The organism is Ruegeria sp. CDSA141 (assembly GCF_059612005.1).
The window spans coordinates 25,529-43,728 of sequence record NZ_JBXWPT010000023.1; the positions used below are offsets into that span (position 1 = coordinate 25,529).

At 57.9% G+C, this 18,200-nt stretch carries 24 protein-coding genes and 1 pseudogene; 10 read left to right on the forward strand and 15 right to left on the reverse strand.

The window, feature by feature from the left end; all coding sequences use genetic code 11:
* Positions 1-7: 7 nt before the first annotated feature.
* Both AC2FLP_RS20105 and pip read right to left on the reverse strand, forming a co-directional pair.
* Positions 8-829 (reverse strand): ABC transporter substrate-binding protein, encoded by an 822-nt coding sequence (locus tag AC2FLP_RS20105; protein WP_117870943.1) that lies wholly within the window; start codon positions 827-829, stop codon positions 8-10.
* Positions 826-1,803 carry a prolyl aminopeptidase gene (gene pip / locus AC2FLP_RS20110; protein ID WP_299900103.1) on the reverse strand — a complete coding sequence of 326 codons (978 nt, stop codon included), beginning with the start codon at positions 1,801-1,803 and terminating at the stop codon, positions 826-828. Before pip ends, AC2FLP_RS20105 begins: the two co-directional genes overlap by 4 nt.
* Before the next feature lie 48 nt (positions 1,804-1,851).
* Here pip and ubiG point away from each other — a divergent pair, with 48 nt between their 5' ends.
* Entirely contained in the window at positions 1,852-2,598 is a 747-nt protein-coding gene (gene ubiG, locus AC2FLP_RS20115; RefSeq protein ID WP_496685917.1) for a bifunctional 2-polyprenyl-6-hydroxyphenol methylase/3-demethylubiquinol 3-O-methyltransferase UbiG, read from the forward strand.
* A 10-nt stretch (positions 2,599-2,608) separates the two neighbouring features.
* The gene (locus tag AC2FLP_RS20120) at positions 2,609-3,190 is read left to right on the forward strand and encodes a hypothetical protein (RefSeq protein WP_496685915.1); all 582 of its coding nucleotides are present in this window, start codon (positions 2,609-2,611) and stop codon (positions 3,188-3,190) included.
* A gap of 100 nt (positions 3,191-3,290) precedes the next feature.
* Here the strand turns inward: AC2FLP_RS20120 and AC2FLP_RS20125 are convergent, their stop codons facing one another.
* The 4 genes from AC2FLP_RS20125 to AC2FLP_RS20140 are packed head-to-tail and all read right to left on the reverse strand — an operon-like array spanning position 3,291 to position 5,634.
* Complete coding sequence (locus AC2FLP_RS20125; protein WP_117870951.1) at positions 3,291-3,731, reverse strand: MarR family winged helix-turn-helix transcriptional regulator; 441 nt, start codon at positions 3,729-3,731, stop codon at positions 3,291-3,293.
* Between the two features lie 12 nt (positions 3,732-3,743).
* On the reverse strand, positions 3,744-4,574 hold the full coding sequence (locus AC2FLP_RS20130) for a carbon-nitrogen hydrolase family protein (RefSeq protein WP_299900113.1): 831 nt from the start codon (positions 4,572-4,574) through the stop codon (positions 3,744-3,746).
* On the reverse strand, positions 4,574-4,831 hold the full coding sequence (grxC, locus tag AC2FLP_RS20135) for a glutaredoxin 3 (protein WP_117870955.1): 258 nt from the start codon (positions 4,829-4,831) through the stop codon (positions 4,574-4,576). The genes AC2FLP_RS20130 and grxC overlap by 1 nt, the downstream gene beginning before the upstream one ends.
* 38 nt (positions 4,832-4,869) lie before the next feature.
* Entirely contained in the window at positions 4,870-5,634 is a 765-nt protein-coding gene (locus AC2FLP_RS20140; RefSeq protein WP_496685911.1) for a double zinc ribbon domain-containing protein, read from the reverse strand.
* On the opposite strand from AC2FLP_RS20140, the gene AC2FLP_RS20145 reads away from it, so the two are divergent.
* On the forward strand, positions 5,615-6,445 hold the full coding sequence (locus AC2FLP_RS20145; RefSeq protein WP_299900119.1) for a methyltransferase domain-containing protein: 831 nt from the start codon (positions 5,615-5,617) through the stop codon (positions 6,443-6,445). The two genes, AC2FLP_RS20140 and AC2FLP_RS20145, sit on opposite strands and share 20 nt — an antisense overlap.
* A 56-nt stretch (positions 6,446-6,501) precedes the next feature.
* The gene (hemH, locus tag AC2FLP_RS20150; protein ID WP_496685909.1) at positions 6,502-7,551 is read left to right on the forward strand and encodes a ferrochelatase; all 1,050 of its coding nucleotides are present in this window, start codon (positions 6,502-6,504) and stop codon (positions 7,549-7,551) included.
* 72 nt (positions 7,552-7,623) lie between these two features.
* Here the strand turns inward: hemH and AC2FLP_RS20155 are convergent, their stop codons facing one another.
* Together AC2FLP_RS20155 and AC2FLP_RS20160 are read right to left on the reverse strand one after the other, a co-directional pair.
* On the reverse strand, positions 7,624-7,806 hold the full coding sequence (locus AC2FLP_RS20155; protein WP_117870963.1) for a hypothetical protein: 183 nt from the start codon (positions 7,804-7,806) through the stop codon (positions 7,624-7,626).
* A gap of 139 nt (positions 7,807-7,945) precedes the next feature.
* Positions 7,946-8,545, reverse strand: a complete 600-nt coding sequence (locus AC2FLP_RS20160) for a L,D-transpeptidase (protein WP_496685907.1) — start codon at positions 8,543-8,545, stop codon at positions 7,946-7,948.
* Positions 8,546-8,714: 169 nt separating this feature from the next.
* Here AC2FLP_RS20160 and dalA point away from each other — a divergent pair, with 169 nt between their 5' ends.
* Positions 8,715-9,230 carry a divisome-associated lipoprotein DalA gene (dalA, locus tag AC2FLP_RS20165; RefSeq protein WP_117872899.1) on the forward strand — a complete coding sequence of 172 codons (516 nt, stop codon included), beginning with the start codon at positions 8,715-8,717 and terminating at the stop codon, positions 9,228-9,230.
* A 58-nt stretch (positions 9,231-9,288) separates the two neighbouring features.
* Here the strand turns inward: dalA and ptsN are convergent, their stop codons facing one another.
* From ptsN to AC2FLP_RS20200, 7 genes are all read right to left on the reverse strand, one after another.
* A complete protein-coding gene (gene ptsN, locus AC2FLP_RS20170) occupies positions 9,289-9,753 on the reverse strand; it encodes a PTS IIA-like nitrogen regulatory protein PtsN (RefSeq protein ID WP_117872900.1) in 465 nt (154 codons plus the stop codon).
* A 58-nt stretch (positions 9,754-9,811) separates the two neighbouring features.
* Positions 9,812-10,375, reverse strand: a complete 564-nt coding sequence (gene hpf / locus AC2FLP_RS20175) for a ribosome hibernation-promoting factor, HPF/YfiA family (RefSeq protein ID WP_496685905.1) — start codon at positions 10,373-10,375, stop codon at positions 9,812-9,814.
* Positions 10,376-10,627: 252 nt separating this feature from the next.
* The gene (gene lptB / locus AC2FLP_RS20180; protein ID WP_496685903.1) at positions 10,628-11,386 is read right to left on the reverse strand and encodes an LPS export ABC transporter ATP-binding protein; all 759 of its coding nucleotides are present in this window, start codon (positions 11,384-11,386) and stop codon (positions 10,628-10,630) included.
* Positions 11,386-11,877: an LptA/OstA family protein gene (locus AC2FLP_RS20185; protein ID WP_371415282.1), complete on the reverse strand. Its 492-nt coding sequence runs from the start codon at positions 11,875-11,877 to the stop codon at positions 11,386-11,388. Before AC2FLP_RS20185 ends, lptB begins: the two co-directional genes overlap by 1 nt.
* 3 nt (positions 11,878-11,880) lie before the next feature.
* Positions 11,881-12,480: an LPS export ABC transporter periplasmic protein LptC gene (lptC, locus tag AC2FLP_RS20190; protein WP_117870972.1), complete on the reverse strand. Its 600-nt coding sequence runs from the start codon at positions 12,478-12,480 to the stop codon at positions 11,881-11,883.
* A gap of 11 nt (positions 12,481-12,491) precedes the next feature.
* Positions 12,492-13,460: a KpsF/GutQ family sugar-phosphate isomerase gene (locus tag AC2FLP_RS20195; protein ID WP_117870974.1), complete on the reverse strand. Its 969-nt coding sequence runs from the start codon at positions 13,458-13,460 to the stop codon at positions 12,492-12,494.
* Complete coding sequence (locus AC2FLP_RS20200; RefSeq protein ID WP_299637139.1) at positions 13,457-14,071, reverse strand: ribonuclease D; 615 nt, start codon at positions 14,069-14,071, stop codon at positions 13,457-13,459. The genes AC2FLP_RS20195 and AC2FLP_RS20200 overlap by 4 nt, the downstream gene beginning before the upstream one ends.
* A 133-nt stretch (positions 14,072-14,204) precedes the next feature.
* On the opposite strand from AC2FLP_RS20200, the gene AC2FLP_RS20205 reads away from it, so the two are divergent.
* From AC2FLP_RS20205 to AC2FLP_RS20225, 5 genes and pseudogenes are all read left to right on the forward strand, one after another.
* Complete coding sequence (locus AC2FLP_RS20205) at positions 14,205-14,462, forward strand: metal-sensing transcriptional repressor (RefSeq protein ID WP_117870976.1); 258 nt, start codon at positions 14,205-14,207, stop codon at positions 14,460-14,462.
* A gap of 3 nt (positions 14,463-14,465) precedes the next feature.
* Entirely contained in the window at positions 14,466-15,785 is a 1,320-nt protein-coding gene (locus AC2FLP_RS20210; protein ID WP_299900137.1) for an MFS transporter, read from the forward strand.
* Between the two features lie 52 nt (positions 15,786-15,837).
* Positions 15,838-16,266, forward strand: coding sequence for an Lrp/AsnC family transcriptional regulator (locus AC2FLP_RS20215; RefSeq protein WP_496675185.1), 429 nt, complete (start codon positions 15,838-15,840; stop codon positions 16,264-16,266).
* A 73-nt stretch (positions 16,267-16,339) separates the two neighbouring features.
* Positions 16,340-17,038, forward strand: a complete 699-nt coding sequence (locus tag AC2FLP_RS20220) for a transglycosylase SLT domain-containing protein (RefSeq protein ID WP_299900144.1) — start codon at positions 16,340-16,342, stop codon at positions 17,036-17,038.
* 9 nt (positions 17,039-17,047) lie between these two features.
* Positions 17,048-18,124, forward strand: a pseudogene (locus AC2FLP_RS20225) (FHIPEP family type III secretion protein); the annotation flags it as partial.
* Between the last annotated feature and the right edge of the window lie 76 nt (positions 18,125-18,200).

Here is an 18,200-nt window from a genome sequence, read left to right on the forward strand (position 1 = left end):
ATCGGATTTACATCATCCACCACCGTTCGGCGATACGGCCATCGTCCAGTACGGCGTTCCCGGCAATCTGCCGCGGCATCCCGACAGCACCTGATACGGCAAGGGCCATGTCAGCCTCGGACGGGTGGAACCGGACACCGCGCTTGCCTCGAATTCCTGCCTGATCCGGGAGCGCGGCAATATCGACATACCCGTCCCGCAGCGCCTCGGCCCGTACAGCAGAGTCCGGAATCACTATGACCTCAACCGCGTCAGCCCATCCGGCCTCACCATCTTTGTAATGCCCCTCCACACGACGCCCCAGGAAATGGCGACCATCCTCAGCCCGTTCGACACGATAGCAGCCGGTGCCGTTGGCAGTGCGCAACGGTGTTACGGTTTCACCGGCGCGCGTAACAACAAAGTGGCTGTCTGCCAGCATGAAAGGCAGCCCCGGGTTTGCCTCGGCAAGCTCAAGCCGCAGGCGGTTGGAGGCAAGTGCTTCGGTTCTTCCGACTTCAGCCAAAACGGCCAAGACGTCGACAACATGCAAAGGCTCGCCATCATGGAAGACCGCGTCATCACGCAGATCAAAGCTCCAGACCCGTGCGTCGGCGTCGGTTTGCCAGCCTGTCGCAAGCTCACCACGCAATGTACCATCCGGGGCGATCTCGGTCAGCGTATCGAACACGGCGCCACGCGCGACGCGTTCAAGGCTGTCATCGCGCGGAACGGCCAGACGCAATGTACCACCTTTTTTGGGCGTATCCGCAAGGGATGCACCTGTCGCTGCCAGCAATGCAGCCGCGGCACCAGAGGCAAAGAGAGCGCGGCGGTCAATCCGGGTCATGCGATACCCTCCGCCACACGATCCATGATCCGTACCAGCTCTGCACTGATGCCCGGTTCTGACAATGCGTGCCCCGCCTGACGAACCATCTTCAGCTCGGCATTCGGCCAGCGTTCGGCCAGCGACCACGCGGCCTGGGGCGGGCAGATCATGTCATAGCGCCCTTGCACGATGTGGCCGGGAATGTGCGCAATTCGATCCATCTGATCCAGAATCTGCCCATCCGTTTCCAGAAACGCCTTGTTGGTGAAATAGTGATTCTCGAGCCGCGCAAAGGTGCGCGCGTATTCGCCGGGACTTTCTCCAACTGACCCGTTGGTGTGGATCGAAGCCAGCGCATTCTCCCAATGCGACCAGGCCCGCGCGTACAGGACTTCTGTCGCACGGTCTCCCGAAAACAGACGTTTGTTATAGGCGGCAATGGTGTCCTCAAGCTCGACTTCTGGCAGCAGTGAGGTGAACTTCTGCCATTGCTCGGGCCAGAACCGCCCGGCGCCGCCGCCATAGAACCAGTCAAGCTCGGCCTGAGTCGCCAGAAATACGCCGCGTAAGACCAACCGGCTGACCCGGTCGGGATGAGTCTGGGCATAGATCAGCGCCAGAGTCGCACCCCAGCTGCCACCAAATACAATCCATTCTTCGATCTCGAACAGTTTGCGCAGCCGCTCTATATCGGCCACCAGATGCCACGTTGTATTGTCTTCGACCGAGGCTGTGGGGCGCGATCTTCCACATCCGCGCTGATCGAACAGAATCACCCTGTACGCCTGCGGATCAAAATACCGCCGCATGGCTGGGCTGCAGCCACCCCCCGGACCCCCGTGCAGGATCACGACGGGTATGCCATCAGGATTGCCGCATTGTTCCACATAAATACGGTGCCCATCGCCCATATCGACCATCCGCTGATCGAAAGGATCGATCGGCGGGTACAGATATTGAACTGCGCGCTTTTGGTCCGGGTACTTGTCCATTATGGCCCTATATAGTCCTTAAGCGTAAAAGAGCACACGGAGACAGGAATGCAAGCGCATCCGAACACGGTGGACCCGTCCGAGATCGCAAAATTCGAGGCGATGGCGGCTGAATGGTGGGACCCGCACGGGAAATTCAAACCATTGCACATGCTTAATCCGTGCCGGCTGGATTATATCACGCAGCAGATCGCTGGTGAATTCAATCGCGACCTAAAGTCGCCGACGCCGTTCGAAGGCCTGCGCCTGCTGGATATCGGCTGCGGCGGCGGGCTGCTGAGCGAACCCATGGCGCGACTCGGTGCTACGGTGGTGGGCGCCGACGCCGCCGAGGGCAACCTGCCCGTGGCCCGCATCCATGCCGAGCAATCGGGGCTGGAGATCGATTACCGCCACACCACGGCCGAGGACATGGCCGCTGCGGGCGAGCAATTCGATGTGGTACTGAACATGGAAGTGGTCGAACACGTGGCTGATCCTCTGTCCTATCTGACCGCGACACAACAGTTGCTTAAGCCCGGCGGTTTGGAGATTTGTTCTACCATCAACCGCAACCCGAAATCCTATGCGATGGCAATTTTCGGGGCCGAGGTTGTCATGCGCTGGCTGCCGCGCGGCACGCATGAGTGGAACAAGTTCATCACCCCGGATGAACTGCTCGACCTACTGCGTCAGGCCGGGCTGGACCCGGTGGACCGCAAGGGATTCGTGTTCAACCCGATCCTGCGGAACTGGTCCATCTCGGACCGCGATCTGAGCGTGAACTACGTGACGGCCAGTGTGAAGCCAGGGTGAGGTAGGTTTTTTGATTCGATCTTTAAGTTACGCGCCGTGGCGCGCGGTATTTTTTGGTGCGGCAATTTCCGCTGCTACCTTGTTCGATAACACACTAGCCGCAGCAGAAGAGAATGCGGGCGTGTTCGTGTACGAACATGAAGGCGTTCCGCTGTATGGCTATGTAAGCGATCCTAAGGTTTCTGAGGCGACTCAGGAAATAGCAGATCGTTACTTGGGTTCGAACTCGAACAGCTATGATCTGGTAAGGGCGTTGTATTTTTTCGTCTTTATTGACCCCGAGATAGTTTCGGATGGCAAGTTTGTGAAACCAGTCGAAATAGAACTGACGGAGGAGACGACAGAACCATTTTCCAAACACGAACTCTCTGACGAAGGATGCAATGTAGGGAGAATATTCTCCACGAATGAAGAAGAAAAAGGAGAGTATTTGGTATGGCTTGTTCATGGTGGGCAATATGAGGGCAAAGAAGGAATTGAATCTTGTCTTCTTTTCGCGCCGGCGGCTTCGGCCGGAATTTGGTTGGGTGATTTTCCAGCTTTGGATCCCCGTGATTTACGGCAGCTTCTGGATAGAATGCTCTTAGAATGAAGTGGCCGTTTAGTCCGCGGCACATTGCATGAGCATCAAGCCTGCCAGCGCCCGACCACACCAGTCCTGGATCCACCTTGGGACAACGGTTCGCTGATCCCTACTCCCCCTCCAACTGCAACCGCAAATCCCGCAGCACTGGCAGGGCGCTGCGGACCCGCTCCAGCCCCAGCTCTCCGACCACGCGGTTGATCAGCGGCGCGATTGACGAAATCGCCTGATCCCGCGCGCGGCGACCGGCGGGGCTGATCGCGACCATCTTGCGTCGGGCATCGTCCCAGTCGGGGCGGATGTGAATGTATCCGGCCCATTCCAACTTGGCCAAGGTGTTGGTCATCGCGCCTCGGGTCACGTGGAATGTGCTGGCCAGTTGCGCGGGGCTACGCTCGTCGCCGACAAAAACCAGATGATTCAGCACCGAGAAATGCGAAATTTCCATACCCTTGGGCAGCACCCGGCTGAGCCGGTTACGCAACAACTGGTCTGCGGTCAGGATCTCGCTGAACAGCGTGACCGCAAGGGCATTGGTGTCTTCTGTCATTGTTCAGTTCTGTCAGGGTCCAGTGAAAGACCGGGTGTGTGTCAACGACGGCACGCGACGGCGCGCCTCAGTCACAGAACTATCATCCAAATCGAAAATGTGAATGCCTGGATCTGTCCCTGCGTCGATCAGCACCTTTCCCCAAGGGTCCACAACCATGCTGTGCCCATGGGTAAAACGTGTCTTTCCACGCGTCGTCGGGTGTTCCCCCGTTTGTGCCGGAGCCAAGACCCAACAGCCCGTCTCTATCGCCCGTGCCCGCAATAGCGATTCCCAATGTGCGGCGCCCGTTACCGGTGAAAACGCCGCCGGCACAGTCAAAACCCGTGCGCCTGCCTGTGCCAAATCCGCGTGCAGGTATGCAAACCGGATGTCGTAACAGATGGTCAGACCCACCTTGCCAAAGTCGGTTTCGGCTATGACCGCCTTTTTGCCGGGGCGGTAGTTCTTTGATTCGCGGAACGTCTCGGTTTCCGTGACCTGCACGTCGAACATATGGATCTTGTCGTAACGCGCCACGATCTGACCTTGCGGATCGATCATGAAAGAGCGGTTGGCAAAACGCCCGTCGGCGTCATGAGTTTTGATGCCCAGTGATCCGATCAACACCCAAACGCCCAGTTGGGCGGCCTGATCCCGCAGGCCGACCAAGGTGATGTCGTCTTCTTCGTGTTGAAGAACCTCGTTTTGCCGCGTCGTACTGTTTGACACGCAATTCGTGACCTCTGGCGTCAGGATAAAGCGCGCACCCTGCCCTGCCGCGTCGGCCGCCATGGCGCGCACCATGTCCAGATTTTCGACCGGATCATCCGACGAGGTGATTTGCAGCAGCGCGGTCTTCATCAGGCCGCAAGCAAACGGTCAAGCTTGCCTTGCCGCTCCAGTTCATAAAGGTCGTCGCAGCCGCCTACATGCTGTATCCCGATAAAAATCTGAGGCACGGTGCGTTTACCACCGGCACGCTGGATCATCTCAGGTTTGCGCTTGGGGTGCATCAGAACGTCAACCTCCTTGAACTCAACGCCTTTCTGCTTCAGCAGGCGTTTGGCTGCATGGCAATAGCCACAGAGCGGCGAGGTATAGATTTCTACCGACTTCATTTTCCGTTCCCCTAGGGTTTCGTGCAATCTTGGGCGAATTAGGCATCCTTGGCAACGCGCGCCAGTGCCAACACGAAAATATGATTTGCCCCTGCGACCTGACACGCACGCGTGCACGCCGCCAGCGTCGCGCCGGATGTCATCACGTCATCCACCAACAGGATATCGCGCCCCTTCAAATGCAGTGCGCGCCTTGGGTGGACGCCAATTGCGCCCTCCAGGGCTTCGCCCCTCTCCTGCGCAGTCTTCCCGTCCAGCACCGGGGTCCGACGTTTGCGCACCAGCAGATCCGGTACGCACTCCAACCCGGTTTCACGCCCCAGGTTTCGTGCCAACAGTGCAGACTGGTTGTAACGCCGTTTCAGCAGGCGCGACCAATGCAACGGCACCGGAGCAATCACCATCTCCGGCCGCAACAGCTCGCGTCCGGCCTGTGCCAGCCAACGTGCAGCCGGACGCGCCAACTCGGTCCTGTCGCCGTGTTTCAAAGCCAAGACAAGTGACCGCGCCTTCCCATCATACAGCAACGCAGCGCGGCCCGCTTTCCAAGGCGGTGGGGCTTTCAGGCAATCGTCGCACTCCGTCCGAAACCTGTCCGCGCTCCCGATCACGGGCACACCACAGCTTTCACAAATCGTACCACCGATGAACGGCGTATCCCGCCAACACGCCCCACACAGGCCAAAATCGGATTCGGTCAACTCTCCACAGCCCATGCAACGCGGCGGATAGATCAATGCAAGGGCAGTTTGAATCCGCTGCGCAATGCGATACTTGCGACCTATGAAACTTTCCGAGTCCACCGCACCCTCTCTTTTCGACCGCAACGCCATTCTGAATCATCGCGCCCGCGCGAAGGACGACGCCTTGTTCTTGCATCGCGCCGCCATTGATGAGGTGCAGGATCGGCTCTCCATGGTTAACAAAACCTTTACGGCTCCTGCGGTTGTAACCCCTTTCCCACAGCTTTGGGCGGACGTTTTTCCTGATGCCGCCATTGTCGCGGATGACGATGTGCTGGCACTGCAACCCGGTGCTCATGACCTGGCGATTCATGCGATGGCGCTGCACTGCGCCAATGATCCGGTCGGCCAGCTGATCCAATGCAAAAGGGCTTTGAAGCCAGACGGGCCGGTGCTTGTCGTATGCCTTGGGGGAGAGACCCTTCACGAATTGCGCGCCGCGCTGGGTCAGGCCGAAATCGAGGTCACGGGCGGGCTCAGCCCCCGCGTCGCCCCTATGGCCGAGCTGCGCGATCTCGGTGGATTGCTGCAACGGGCCGGTCTGGCATTGCCAGTGGCCGATGCCGTACCGCTGACGGCGGAATACCGCGATGTCCGGCACCTGATGCACGATCTGCGGGACATGGGCGAGACCAACGCTTTGACGACTCGGTTGAAATGCCCGACCCAACGCAGAGTGTTTGAAGCCGCGCAACGCATCTATTCGGATCACTTTTCGACGGGAACAGGCCGCCTTGCCGCTACGTTCGAACTGATTTGCCTGATCGGTTGGTCCCCCGATGACAGCCAACCAAAGCCGCTGCGCCCGGGGTCAGCCCAAATGCGTCTTGCAGATGTCTTGCGCACGGAAGAGGGCAAACTGCCGGATTGACGCGCAACCAAATCCCTTTATCTCAGGTCGGAACACGTTAACTCAGGAATGCCCACATGTTTGATGCCACTCGCCCCGCTCATGCCCCTGCCGACCACCCGAAGGTCAAGATGGGCCGCGTTGGCATTTTGCTGGCCAATCTGGGAACGCCGGATGATTACACCTACTGGCCCATGCGCCGCTATCTGAACGAGTTCCTGTCGGATCAGCGGGTCATCGACTATCCGAAGTGGAAATGGCAACCGATTCTTCAGGGGATCATCCTCAGCAAACGGCCGTTCAGTTCGGGTGAAGCCTATAAATCGATCTGGAATCACGAAAAAGGCGAAAGCCCGCTGATGACGATCACCAAGGACCAGACTGCCAAGCTGCGCGACGCGATGCAGAATCGTTATGGCGATCAGGTGATGGTCGATTTCTGCATGCGCTACGGCAACCCGTCAACAAAGTCCAAAGTGCGCGAGATGGTTGCCGCGGGCTGTGACCGTATTCTGTTCTTCCCGCTTTACCCACAATACGCGGGCGCAACCACGGCCACCGCCAATGACCAGTTCTTTCGTGCACTGATGGATGAGGCCTGGCAGCCCGCCTCGCGAACCGTACCCGCCTATTTCGACCAACCCGCCTATATCGACGCCTTGGCGCAATCAGTTGAACGTGCTTATGCAGCGGCGGAGACAAAACCCGATATTCTGGTCTGCTCGTATCACGGGATGCCGGAACGGTATCTGCAACAGGGTGACCCCTATCATTGCCAGTGCGCCAAGACGACACGGCTGCTGAAGGAACGGCTGGGATGGTCAGACGATCAACTGGTTTCAACGTTCCAGTCGCGATTCGGCCCCGAGGAATGGCTGAAACCCTATACAGTGGATCATGTGGCGGATTTGGCCAAGCAGGGCAAAAAGAACTTAGCGGTCATCGCACCGGCATTCTCGGCCGACTGCATCGAAACGCTGGAAGAAATCAACGAAGAGATCAAGGAAAGCTTCGAAGAAGCGGGCGGCGAAACCTTCACCTATATTCCATGCCTAAACGACGACCCGGCGCACATAGCTGCATTGGGCACGGTGATCGAAGACAATTTGCGCGGCTGGCTGGACTGACCGGCACAGCCTTGGGAAAACAAAAAAGGCGGTGGATTGCTCCACCGCCTTCTTCGTGAATTCCGCGTCGAATTAGCTTGCAGCAACAGCAGCAGCAACAACGACCAGCAGGATCAGCGGCAGCAGGATGCCCTGCGACGAACCCTGAGTTTCTTCTACAACAACAGGTGCTTCAACAACCGGCTCTTCCAGGTTACCTGCATAAGCGGTCGAAGCAGCAGCAGTCAGTGCAGCAGCGAGAACGAGTTTCTTCATATTAACCTCCAGAATTTGCGCAGTTCCAATGCCCGGAACCGCACATCTAAGACTTACCTCGTGGTTTTTTCTAATCAGCATTGGCGCTGGAATGCAATTGCAACTTGACCGGTAAGCAGGTTCCCACACGAAAATGTCGTCAAATTAGCAACACTTGCGTGCCGACCTTCGTCATCGAGAACAGCTCAGCAATGTCTTCGTTGAACAGACCAATACAGCCATTCGACGACCGTCGCCCGATTTTGCGCGTATCGTGCGTTCCGTGAATACGGTAGTATTTCCAGCCCAGGTACAAAGCGTGTGTTCCCAGCGGGTTATCAGGACCCGGAGGGATATGGTCAGGCCATTCCGGGTTTCGCTTTTTCATCGATGGCGTCGGAGACCAGCTGGGGCCTTCTACCTTGCGAATAACGCTGGTGCGACCGCGGCGGGTCATTTCCTCGGTCAGCGGAACCGATGACGGGTAGAGTTTGTATACGGATTGATCATCTGACCAATAATGCAGCGCGCGCGACACCGTATCGACCAGAATGGCTCCGTTTCTGGTGTTCGAAAAGTACGGCTGCCAATCCAGCGCCCGAAAACCCGATACGTTCCGGCGCACGGATGCCTCGGGCTCGGGTGCGGGACGCAGCGGATCACCGGGGATGTATTGCGCCAGTGCCGGGGTTGCCAGCGTCGCGGTAGCCCCTGCCAGAAAACCTCTGCGTGTGGACGAGTGAATGCGCTTTTTGACCATGACAACGGGTCCTGTGTTTAGATGAGGTCTGAAATCTATGACATTCTATTGCCAGAATGCTTCAGTCGCAAATCAAACCGGCAGAATCACGCAAGTTTAGGCTATTGCGCGTTTGCTCAGAACTGTCAGGCGCGCTATGCCCTGTATTGACACAATAATCAGGTCGATCATGACGCGCATCGTTTCTTTACTCTTGACTTGCTTTGTCGCGCTAGCGGCATGTACAGACACCGGCACCACAACCATTGGTGCGGACGGCCGCCCGCTGCCAACGGTTTATAAAATTCGCGGCAACCCGGAAAAACTGCAGTTTCGTATGGTTGATTCGGTCAATGCCCTGCGACAGGCCCAAGGTTTGCAGCCTGTCCAGCTGAACGCGCAGCTGAACGCGGCTGCGGCGACTCATTCCAAGGACATGGCCCGGCAGAACCGGCCCTGGCACTTCGGGTCGGACGGGTCCTCTCCGATTGATCGGGCTGCACGGGTCGGCTATTTCGGCACGTTCCTCGGTGAAGCCATTTCCGAGACCTATGAAACCGAAACGGAAACCCTTGCCGCGTGGATGCAGGAGCCCGGGCCGCGTGCAGTCATCATGGACCCCAAGGCCACTCAGATGGGGTTCGCCTGGCATCAGGAAAACGGCGGCAAAATCTGGTGGACGCTGGAAATGGGTACTGGCGGCTGATGCTGAATATGGATTCAATGAATTGGCCCCCGATTTTCGGGGGTCTTTTTTTTGCAGTTTATGCCGCTTGCATAGATTGTGCTTCGGTCAGGATCGCATAGAGTTTGACCGGATCAGGGTTCGCCCGAAGCTTGGTGCACACCGACGTGTCCCTCAGCGTGCGCGACACAAGGGCCAGCGCTTTGAGGTGATCGACCCCGGCCTCTTCCGGTGCAAACAGTGCAAAGGCAATGTCTACGGGTTGACGATCCACCGATCCGAAGTCGATGGGCTTTTCCAGCATGACGAATACGCCCGAAACCGAATCAAGCTCGGGCAAACGCGCGTGCGGAAGCGCCACGCCATGCCCCACGCCGGTTGGGCCCAGGCTTTCCCGCTCAAGCAGACAGTCGACGACTGCCTGAGAATCGAGGCCCAGATTAGCGGCCGCGACATCGCCGATTTCCTGAAACAACCGCTTCTTGCTGGAAGCGGCGGACAACACACGTACTGCTTCGGGCTTCAGTATGCTCGAAAGCTCCATGATAACGCTCCATGGCACAGCACCCGCCTCGGCGGGTGCGGCGCCGTATTCCTGCCTGTCAAGGATCAATCCAGCCGATGTTACCGTCTTCGCGACGATACACGACATTCAATCCATCCTTGTTCTCATTTCTGAACACCAGCACCGGGGCACCGGCAAGTTCCATTTGCATCACGGCTTCACCAACGCTCAAAGATGGGATTTTTGTTTCCATCTCAGCCACAATCATGGGCTGCAGCGATTCGGGTTCATCGGCCGTGTCCGATTCGTCAGAGGCGAGGATATAAGAGGACGCCCCAAAGAGTTCAACCGGTTCGGACCGATCCTTGTGGTGGTCCTTCAAACGACGCTTGTAGCGCCGCAGTTGTGTTTCCATTTTGTCGCAGCATGCCTCGAAAGCCGCATATATATCGGTTGCGTGCGCCTTGGCCTGGGCGGTCAGCCCGGTAGACAGGTGCACTGTTGTTTCGCATACATATTCATGCGCTGAACGGGAAAAGACGACATTGGCATCCGTAGGCCGCTGGGCATATTTGCCCACAACCTCGCCCAGTTCGGTCTGCACGTGTGTCTGCAGCGCCGCACCGATGTCGATCTGTTTTCCGCTGATTTGGTAACGCATGTGATCTCCTTCACAATTCACACCCATTCTGACGTCACGTTACGCGACGAACTTGTTTTTATCGGGTGGGGGGTCGAGACACTTTCCGCGGTTGCCTTAAAACCAGCCCTTCAACGAAGGGACATCGATCTCCAGACTGGAACCGGGTAAATGCCATGGGACAATTGAGGCAAGAGACGACGGAAGAGTCAATCAAAACAGGTGTGTATATACGCGATTTCCGTCATGCATCCGGCGCAGGCCAACACAAGCCTATGAAATACGGAAGTTTTCGCCCAGATAGACCCGGCGTACATTTTCGTTCTCGACGACTTCATCCGGTGTGCCGGACATCAGAACCTGCCCGTCATGCAGAATGTAGGCGCGGTCGACAATTTCCAGCGTTTCCCGCACGTTATGGTCGGTGATCAGAACACCGATTCCTCGTTTTTTCAGGTCGGCAACCAGATGCCGGATATCGCCGACACTGATCGGATCAACGCCTGCAAACGGTTCATCCAGCAGAAGGTATTTCGGGTCTGCGGCCAAACACCGCGCAATCTCAACGCGGCGACGCTCACCGCCGGAAAGGGCAAGGGCTGGCGCGCGGCGCAGGTGTTCAATCGAGAAATCCGACAACAGCTCTTCCAGCCGTTCTTTCCGCCTGTGTGCATGAGGGACAGTGATGTCCAGTACCGCAGCGATATTGTCCTCGACGCTCATGCCGCGAAAGATCGACATCTCCTGCGGCAAATAACCAATGCCCATCCGCGCGCGCCGGTACATCGGCAAAGTCGTAACGTTCTGGCCATCTATCGTGACTTTACCGGCCTCAGGGAAAACGAGCCCGGCCACGGAATAAAATGTTGTGGTTTTACCCGACCCGTTGGGTCCCAACAGGGCAACGACTTCGGACCGGTTCAGCGTCATCGAGACGTCGCGGATCACCGTTTTTTTCCGGTAAGATTTCCGCAGCTTCTCAATTCGCAGCCCGGAACTGCCTTCGGCCACTGACAGGTTGGGTCGCGCCATCAATTGTTTCCCTGTTGAAGGATCGTTTTGACGCGTCCGGTCATTGTGGCTGTGCCCGTCGTAAGATTGGCGTTCATCTGGTCGCCGCTGATGATGCTGGGGCCTTGCGTCAGCAGGACATTACCCTTCATGACGATCACACCGGAATCGATTGTGTATTCTGCCCAATCGCCCTCCGCAGCATCCGGCGGGCTGACCAGAACAACATTCTCGGTGGCTTCCATCCGTTCAATGGCCGAGCGTTCCTCGTTATAAATCACCAGAACCCGTTCGGCAGTAAGCCGCATTTCGCCCTGAACTACGATGACATTTCCGAGGAATTCGGCAGACCCGTCCTCCTGATTGACGTTCAATGTTTCGGATGTCACCTCGACCGGAAGGCTCGGGTCGGCATTAGCAGAACCAAAAGCCACCTGCGCCTCTTGCGCAGTTGCGGGAGCGGCACCTGCAACCAGAGCCAGGCACAAAGGAACAAATCGAAAATCGAACACAGGTTATCTTTCTGCTTTTTCAGGCTCGTATACCAGCTTCACACCGTCTGTAAAAACAATATGGACCGGTCCGCCCTTTTTTTCAGCCCCGAAGGTCATGCGTCCGGCGGAAAAGTTGCCGATCGGCCCGGTTCCATTTACCCGCCCCGGAGTGTCGCCCCGGATTTCGTCCAGCGACGTGTTGAGCAGATCCGTTGTGACTTTAAGACCGTCGGCGGTTGTAATTACCACATCGCCAACGAAAGTTGCCGTGCCCTCATCTGGGCGGATCAAACCTGAATTGGAGTCCAGAAATATCGTTCCGCCACTGAGAAGCCCCAGACGTCCCCGAAACTCGGATGCGGTCGGGGTTTCGTCTTCGCTGCCCTGCTTTGCTTGGGTGGCCTCGATCTGAACATCTTCGCCTTTGCGGGTTGTCCCGCGATATTTCGGCTGAGTGACCACCTGCTGCGCCAGCCGCTCGTCAATGTCTTTCTCAGCAAATGGCACCGACACGTTGGTTTCGATGCTGCGGGACAGTAAGAACACGGTGGACAGCATCAGAATGGCCGCAAGCGGCAACAGAACCTTCAGGAACTGTACCATGCGGGAATACCTGTCCACTTCAGTCTCCCTCAGCCCAGACCGACGCGCAGGCAGTCGTGGATATGCAGAAGGCCCAGGGGCTGACCTGATGAAGCCTCGTCAACCACGAAAAGAGATGTGATTTTGCGATCATTCATGATCGCCACCGCCTCTTCGGCCAATGCGCCCGGTATTATGGTGGTCGGACTGGCCGTCATGACCTGCTCGGTCGTTTTATCCAGAAGACCGTCCATGTGCCGGCGCAAGTCACCGTCAGTAATGATACCCGACAACTGCCCCTGCGCATCCGTTACACCGGCCACGCCGAAACCCTTTTGGCTGATTTCGATCAGCGCATCGCTCATCGGGGTGTTCGCTGCGACCAGAGGCAGGGCGTTGCCGGTATGCATCAGGTCACCCACGGTGCTCAGCCGCGCTCCCAACTTGCCGCCGGGGTGGAAGGCACGGAAATCCTCGGGGCGGAAATCGCGATACTTCATCAGCGCAATGGCCAGCGCATCGCCCATGGCAAGAGTCAGCGTCGTAGAGATCGAAGGTACCATGCCAAAACCGCAGGCCTCACCCATTGATGGGATCAGCAAATGCACATCCGCCTGTTTCATCAACGTGCTTTCTGGCTTGCTGGAAAGCCCGATCAGCGGAATGCCAAAGCGGCGCGTAAAGGCCAGCAGGTTGGCCAGCTCAGGCGCTTCGCCGGAATTCGATATCGCCAGCACCACATCGTCTTTGGAAACCATCCCCAGATCGCCATGGCTGGCCTCGGCCGGGTGCACGAAATAGGCAGGCGTTCCGGTACTGGCCAGAGTGGCGGCAATCTTGTGGCCGATATGGCCCGATTTTCCGATACCACTGATGATGATGCGCCCAGTGGCTTTCAGGATCAGATGCACGGCCTCGGCAAAATGTTCGTCAAGGCTGTCGGCCAGAACGTCCAGCGCACGGGCTTCATCGGTGACGACCTGGCGGGCGGTTTTCAGAAATGCTTCGGTGTCGGTCATGAGTGTGCAAAGATATCCGTTTCGGGCCAACCGGCGAGGTCCAGCTTCGCACGCATCGGCAGGAAATCAAAACAGGCCTGCGCCATCTCGGTCCGGCCCTCGCGCGCCAGCCGCTTGTTCAACTCGTCCCGCAGGCGGTGCAGATAAAGAACGTCCGAGGCCGCATAGTCCAGCTGCGCATCCGTCAGGATTTCAGCGCCCCAATCGCTCATCTGCTGTTGTTTCGATATATCCACGCCAATCAGTTCCTGACACAGGTTCTTCAACCCGTGCCGGTCGGTGTACGTGCGCACCAGCCGGCTGGCGATCTTGGTGCAGTAAACCGGTGCGGCCAAGGCGCCAAAGGTGTGATACATCGCGGCGATGTCGAACCGCCCGAAATGGAACAGCTTCAGGACATCGGGGTTTTCCAGCATGGCACTCAGGTTCGGGGCCTCGGTCTGGCCCTTGTCCACCTGGATGATATGGCTGTTTCCGTCACCACCTGACATCTGGATCACGCACAGGCGGTCGCGATGCGGGTTCAGCCCCATGGTTTCACAGTCAATGGCCACAACCGGGCCCAGATCCAGCCCATCCGGCAGATCGTTTTTGTACAAATGGTTCGCCACGCGACTATTCCTTTGTGCGATATCGCCTCCGAGATAGGCGGTTTGGTCCCCAAACTCAACGCCGTCCAAAAGTCGCGGGCCATTCAATGCCAAATCCTTGACCTTATCCCCATCGGGGGGATATGGATAAGCCATGTCAAATCACGCCCACCAGTCACATCCACAGATCACGGCCCGGCTGAAGCGGGCCCATGGGCACCTGGCCAAGGTCATTGCCATGCTAGAGGGGCAGGCTCCCTGTTCGGACGTCGCACAACAGCTGTTTGCTGTTGAAAAGGCCGTCACCAATGCCAAACGCGTTTTGATTCATGATCATATCGAACACTGCCTGTCCTCTGACGACGATGGTAGCGGGATCGAAGATTTCAAAGCGATCACAAAGTACCTCTGAGCCATGCTGAGTATTCTGAGAAACCGCACCTACCGCCACCTTTTCGCGGCCCAGATCGTCGCCCTGACCGGAACCGGGCTGGCCACGGTCGCCCTTGGGTTGCTCGCCTTTGATCTGGCCGGGAATGCTGCGGGCCTTGTCCTTGGCACGGCACTGACGATCAAGATGGTGGCTTACGTGACCGTTGCCCCTCTCGCTGCTGCATTTGCCGAGCGTCTGGATCGGCGCAAGATGCTGGTCGTGCTGGACCTGATCCGCGCAGCTGTTGCAGTATGCCTGCCGTTCGTAACCGAAATCTGGCAGATCTATGTGCTGATCTTCGTGCTGCAATCGGCCTCGGCAGGCTTCACACCCGCCTTTCAGGCAACGATTCCGGATGTGCTGCCGGACGAAGCAGAATACACCCGTGCATTGTCGCTGTCGCGTCTGGCTTACGATATGGAAAGCCTGCTGAGCCCGGTGTTCGCCGCAGCATTGCTTCTGTTGGTCAGCTTCAACAGCCTGTTCTGGGGCACTGCGCTGGGTTTTGTTGCATCGGCAATGCTGGTTGTCTCGGTTGTGCTCCCGTCACCCAAGCCAAGCAAACCCCGCGGCATCTATGACCGCACCACACGTGGCATTCGTATCTATCTGAAAACACCCCGGTTGCGCGGGCTGCTTGCTCTCAGCTGGAGCGCGGCCGCGCTGAGTTCGATGGTGATCGTCAATACCGTGGTCATCGTGCGCGCCAATCTGGGCCTCTCGGAAAGCGCCGTGGCCATTGCCCTGGCCGGGTTCGGAGGCGGATCAATGCTGGCGGCCTTTACCTTGCCCCGCCTTCTGGATCGGATCGAGGACCGTCGGGTTATGGTCGCAGGCGCCGTTTTTGCCACAGGCTCCATGGCCGTCGCCGCGATGCTGGCCGCAACTGTTCCCATGTCGCTCGGTCTGCTGACCGTGTTGTGGGCACTTACCGGTTTTGGATACTCCACCACACTTACACCTTCGGGCCGCCTTTTGACCCGGTCGGCCCATCCCGAGGATCGCCCTGCCGTCTTCGCCGCGCAGTTTACCCTGTCGCATGGTTGCTGGCTGGTTCTTTACCCGCTGGCGGGGTGGCTGATGACCGTGTTTGGTCCGACCGTGACACTCAGCAGCATGGCGACGCTGTCTGTGGCGGGCGTCGTCGGTGCAATCAGCCTTTGGCCGCGCCTCGATCAAGAGCCGATCACCCACGATCACCCCGACCTGCCGCCTGATCACCCGCATCTGGCCGGGTCAGGCCCACACGCGCATCCAATCATCATCGACGATCTGCACCCGCGCATCCCACGCGAACCTTGAGCAAGGGCTTCTATCTGATCTAAACCCGGAATGACCACGAACCGGAGCCCCAATGGACCAGCTTGACCGTCGCATCATCGCCGCCTTGCAGGCCAATGCACGCGCCTCGACCACGCAGATTGCGACCACGCTGGGTGTCGCCCGGACAACCGTGCACGAGCGAATCAACCGGATGGAACAGCGCGGCCTGATCGAAGGGTATTCCGTGCGTCTCGGGTCCACGGAAGACACACCGAAAGTGCAGGTCATCGTCATGCTCGAGGTACAGCAGAAGGAAACCACCCGGATCATCAGGCGGCTCGAGGCCTACCCGGAGGTCAAACTATGCCTTTCGATCAACGGAGAATTCGACCTTATGCTGTCGGCAGAGGCGCCCAGGCTGGAAGATCTGGACATTCTGGTCGACGACCTGGCGAAGATTCCCGGTGTCCTGCGCACCAATACCAGTGTCGTGTTCGGGCGCAGGATCGACCGAAACTGAAACGGCGATAACTCTCTGTAAACCGATCGTTGGCTAGCTTGGCCGGGATAGATCAGAATCCCGGACCGGCAAAATGCCAAATCAAAAGATCCCGCTTGTTCTCATGTTGTTGCATGTGCTTTTGGCGCAGGCAGGATTTGCCATGCCAGATGCCAAAGCCGGTGACCTGTGCGATCAGGCCGCGCGCCGCGCCGCTCTGTCCGAAGGCGTGCCCTTGGACGTGCTGCGCGCCATCTCGCGCGTTGAAACCGGGCGCGCACTGGACGACCGATTGCAGCCCTGGCCCTGGACGATCAATGTCAACGGTCAGGGGTACTGGTTCAAGTCCGAGGTCGAAGCCAAGGCCTACGTGTTCAAAATCTTCAAAACAGGCAAGCGTAGCTTTGATGTGGGCTGTTTTCAGATCAATTATCGCTGGCACGGGAAAGCCTTCCGTTCGATAGACGCGATGTTCGATCCCGATGAGAACGCAACCTACGCCGCCCGGTTCCTGAATGACCTGCATGCCGAGCTTGGATCGTGGCCCGCGGCCGCGGGGGCATATCATTCCCGCACGACATCCCTTGCCGAAGCTTACAAAGGGCGATTTCAAACGGTGCTGGCACAGCTCGAAGGCACGTCCCAAACCCGGGTTGCGGCCACGCCCCGCGATCCGTTCACCGGGGCCGGTCTCCCCTTGATCCCGATGCAGACCGCTACGCCCCACACCGGGGCGCTGGGGTCTCTGGTGCCAACCGCAGGCACCGCAACCGCGTTTATCGCCTTCAATTAGGAGTTTCGCGTGCCCAAGATCGACATCCGGTCCCTGTTTTCACCAACTGTCCTGCTGGCGATTGCGCTGATGACGGTGATCGTCATGATGATCCTGCCCATGCCAGCCTGGGTTCTGGACGTGGGACTGGCTACCTCCTTTGCGCTGGCGATCCTGATCTTTACCCTGACATTGTTCATTGAGCGCCCACTGGATTTTTCGTCTTTCCCGACGATTCTGTTGGCGTCTCTGATGTTGCGCCTGTCGTTGAATGTATCGTCGACGAAACTGATTATCGGGCAGGGGCACACCGGCCCGAATGCGGCAGGAGACGTGATCGAAGGTTTTGCCAGTTTCGTCATGGGCGGCAGCATTTTTCTTGGCCTGGTGGTGTTTGGCGTTCTGCTGATCGTGAATTTCATGGTCATCACCAAAGGCGCTGCCCGCATGGCCGAAGTAGGCGCACGCTTTGCCCTTGACGGAATGCCGGGCAAACAACTTGCGATCGACAGCGACATGTCCGCAGGGGCAATCGATCATCAGCAGGCCAAGGAACGGCGAGAGCTGGAACAGCAGGAGACGACATTCTTTGGCTCTCTCGACGGTGCGTCGAAATTCGTGAAGGGAGACGCCGTCGCCGGGCTTCTGATTACACTGCTAAACCTCGTTATGGGCCTGGTCATGGGCGTTGTCGTGCATGGAATGCCCGTGGCCTCGGCGTTCGAAACCTATGCGATTCTGACTGTCGGCGACGGGTTGGTGTCCCAAATCCCTGCAGTTATCATTTCTATTGCTTCTGCCCTGCTGCTGGCACGGGGCGGTACGCAAGGGGCCACAGACAACGCCATCTTTTCTCAACTTGGCCGCCACCCGGCAGCATTGTCTACCGTCGCGGTGCTTATGGTTCTGTTCGCGCTGGTGCCCGGCCTCCCTTTTCTGCCATTCATCCTCGGCGCAGCAATACTGGGATTTGCGGCTTATAGTGTTCATCGAAAGCAGCGAGACACAGAGGCATCAACAAAGCTGCCTTCGACAGAAACCGAAACGCCAACATCCCAAGCCATCGGAGACATTCTGGACCTGGATGATGTCCATCTGGAGTTCGCCTGTCTGACGTCAGCGCCTACCGGACAGATTTGGGGTTTGAGCAACGGAGGATTTCTGGTTCATCGAAGCCGTTAAG

Bases quoted from the DNA above. Each gene is read 5' to 3' on its own strand.
- hemH (WP_496685909.1), top strand. From the start codon at position 6,502: ATGTTTGATGCCACTCGCCCCGCTCATGCCCCTGCCGACCACCCGAAG.
- AC2FLP_RS20145 (WP_299900119.1), top strand. From the start codon at position 5,615: ATGAAACTTTCCGAGTCCACCGCACCCTCTCTTTTCGACCGCAACGCC.
- AC2FLP_RS20220 (WP_299900144.1), top strand. From the start codon at position 16,340: ATGCCAAATCAAAAGATCCCGCTTGTTCTCATGTTGTTGCATGTGCTT.
- lptB (WP_496685903.1), bottom strand. From the start codon at position 11,386: ATGGCGCGACCCAACCTGTCAGTGGCCGAAGGCAGTTCCGGGCTGCGA.
- AC2FLP_RS20125 (WP_117870951.1), bottom strand. From the start codon at position 3,731: ATGACAGAAGACACCAATGCCCTTGCGGTCACGCTGTTCAGCGAGATC.
- AC2FLP_RS20215 (WP_496675185.1), top strand. From the start codon at position 15,838: ATGGACCAGCTTGACCGTCGCATCATCGCCGCCTTGCAGGCCAATGCA.
- hpf (WP_496685905.1), bottom strand. From the start codon at position 10,375: ATGCGTTACCAAATCAGCGGAAAACAGATCGACATCGGTGCGGCGCTG.
- pip (WP_299900103.1), bottom strand. From the start codon at position 1,803: ATGGACAAGTACCCGGACCAAAAGCGCGCAGTTCAATATCTGTACCCG.
- AC2FLP_RS20130 (WP_299900113.1), bottom strand. From the start codon at position 4,574: ATGAAGACCGCGCTGCTGCAAATCACCTCGTCGGATGATCCGGTCGAA.
- AC2FLP_RS20155 (WP_117870963.1), bottom strand. From the start codon at position 7,806: ATGAAGAAACTCGTTCTCGCTGCTGCACTGACTGCTGCTGCTTCGACC.
- AC2FLP_RS20205 (WP_117870976.1), top strand. From the start codon at position 14,205: ATGTCAAATCACGCCCACCAGTCACATCCACAGATCACGGCCCGGCTG.
- grxC (WP_117870955.1), bottom strand. From the start codon at position 4,831: ATGAAGTCGGTAGAAATCTATACCTCGCCGCTCTGTGGCTATTGCCAT.
- ptsN (WP_117872900.1), bottom strand. From the start codon at position 9,753: ATGGAGCTTTCGAGCATACTGAAGCCCGAAGCAGTACGTGTGTTGTCC.
- AC2FLP_RS20210 (WP_299900137.1), top strand. From the start codon at position 14,466: ATGCTGAGTATTCTGAGAAACCGCACCTACCGCCACCTTTTCGCGGCC.
- AC2FLP_RS20105 (WP_117870943.1), bottom strand. From the start codon at position 829: ATGACCCGGATTGACCGCCGCGCTCTCTTTGCCTCTGGTGCCGCGGCT.
- AC2FLP_RS20195 (WP_117870974.1), bottom strand. From the start codon at position 13,460: ATGACCGACACCGAAGCATTTCTGAAAACCGCCCGCCAGGTCGTCACC.
- AC2FLP_RS20160 (WP_496685907.1), bottom strand. From the start codon at position 8,545: ATGGTCAAAAAGCGCATTCACTCGTCCACACGCAGAGGTTTTCTGGCA.
- ubiG (WP_496685917.1), top strand. From the start codon at position 1,852: ATGCAAGCGCATCCGAACACGGTGGACCCGTCCGAGATCGCAAAATTC.
- dalA (WP_117872899.1), top strand. From the start codon at position 8,715: ATGACGCGCATCGTTTCTTTACTCTTGACTTGCTTTGTCGCGCTAGCG.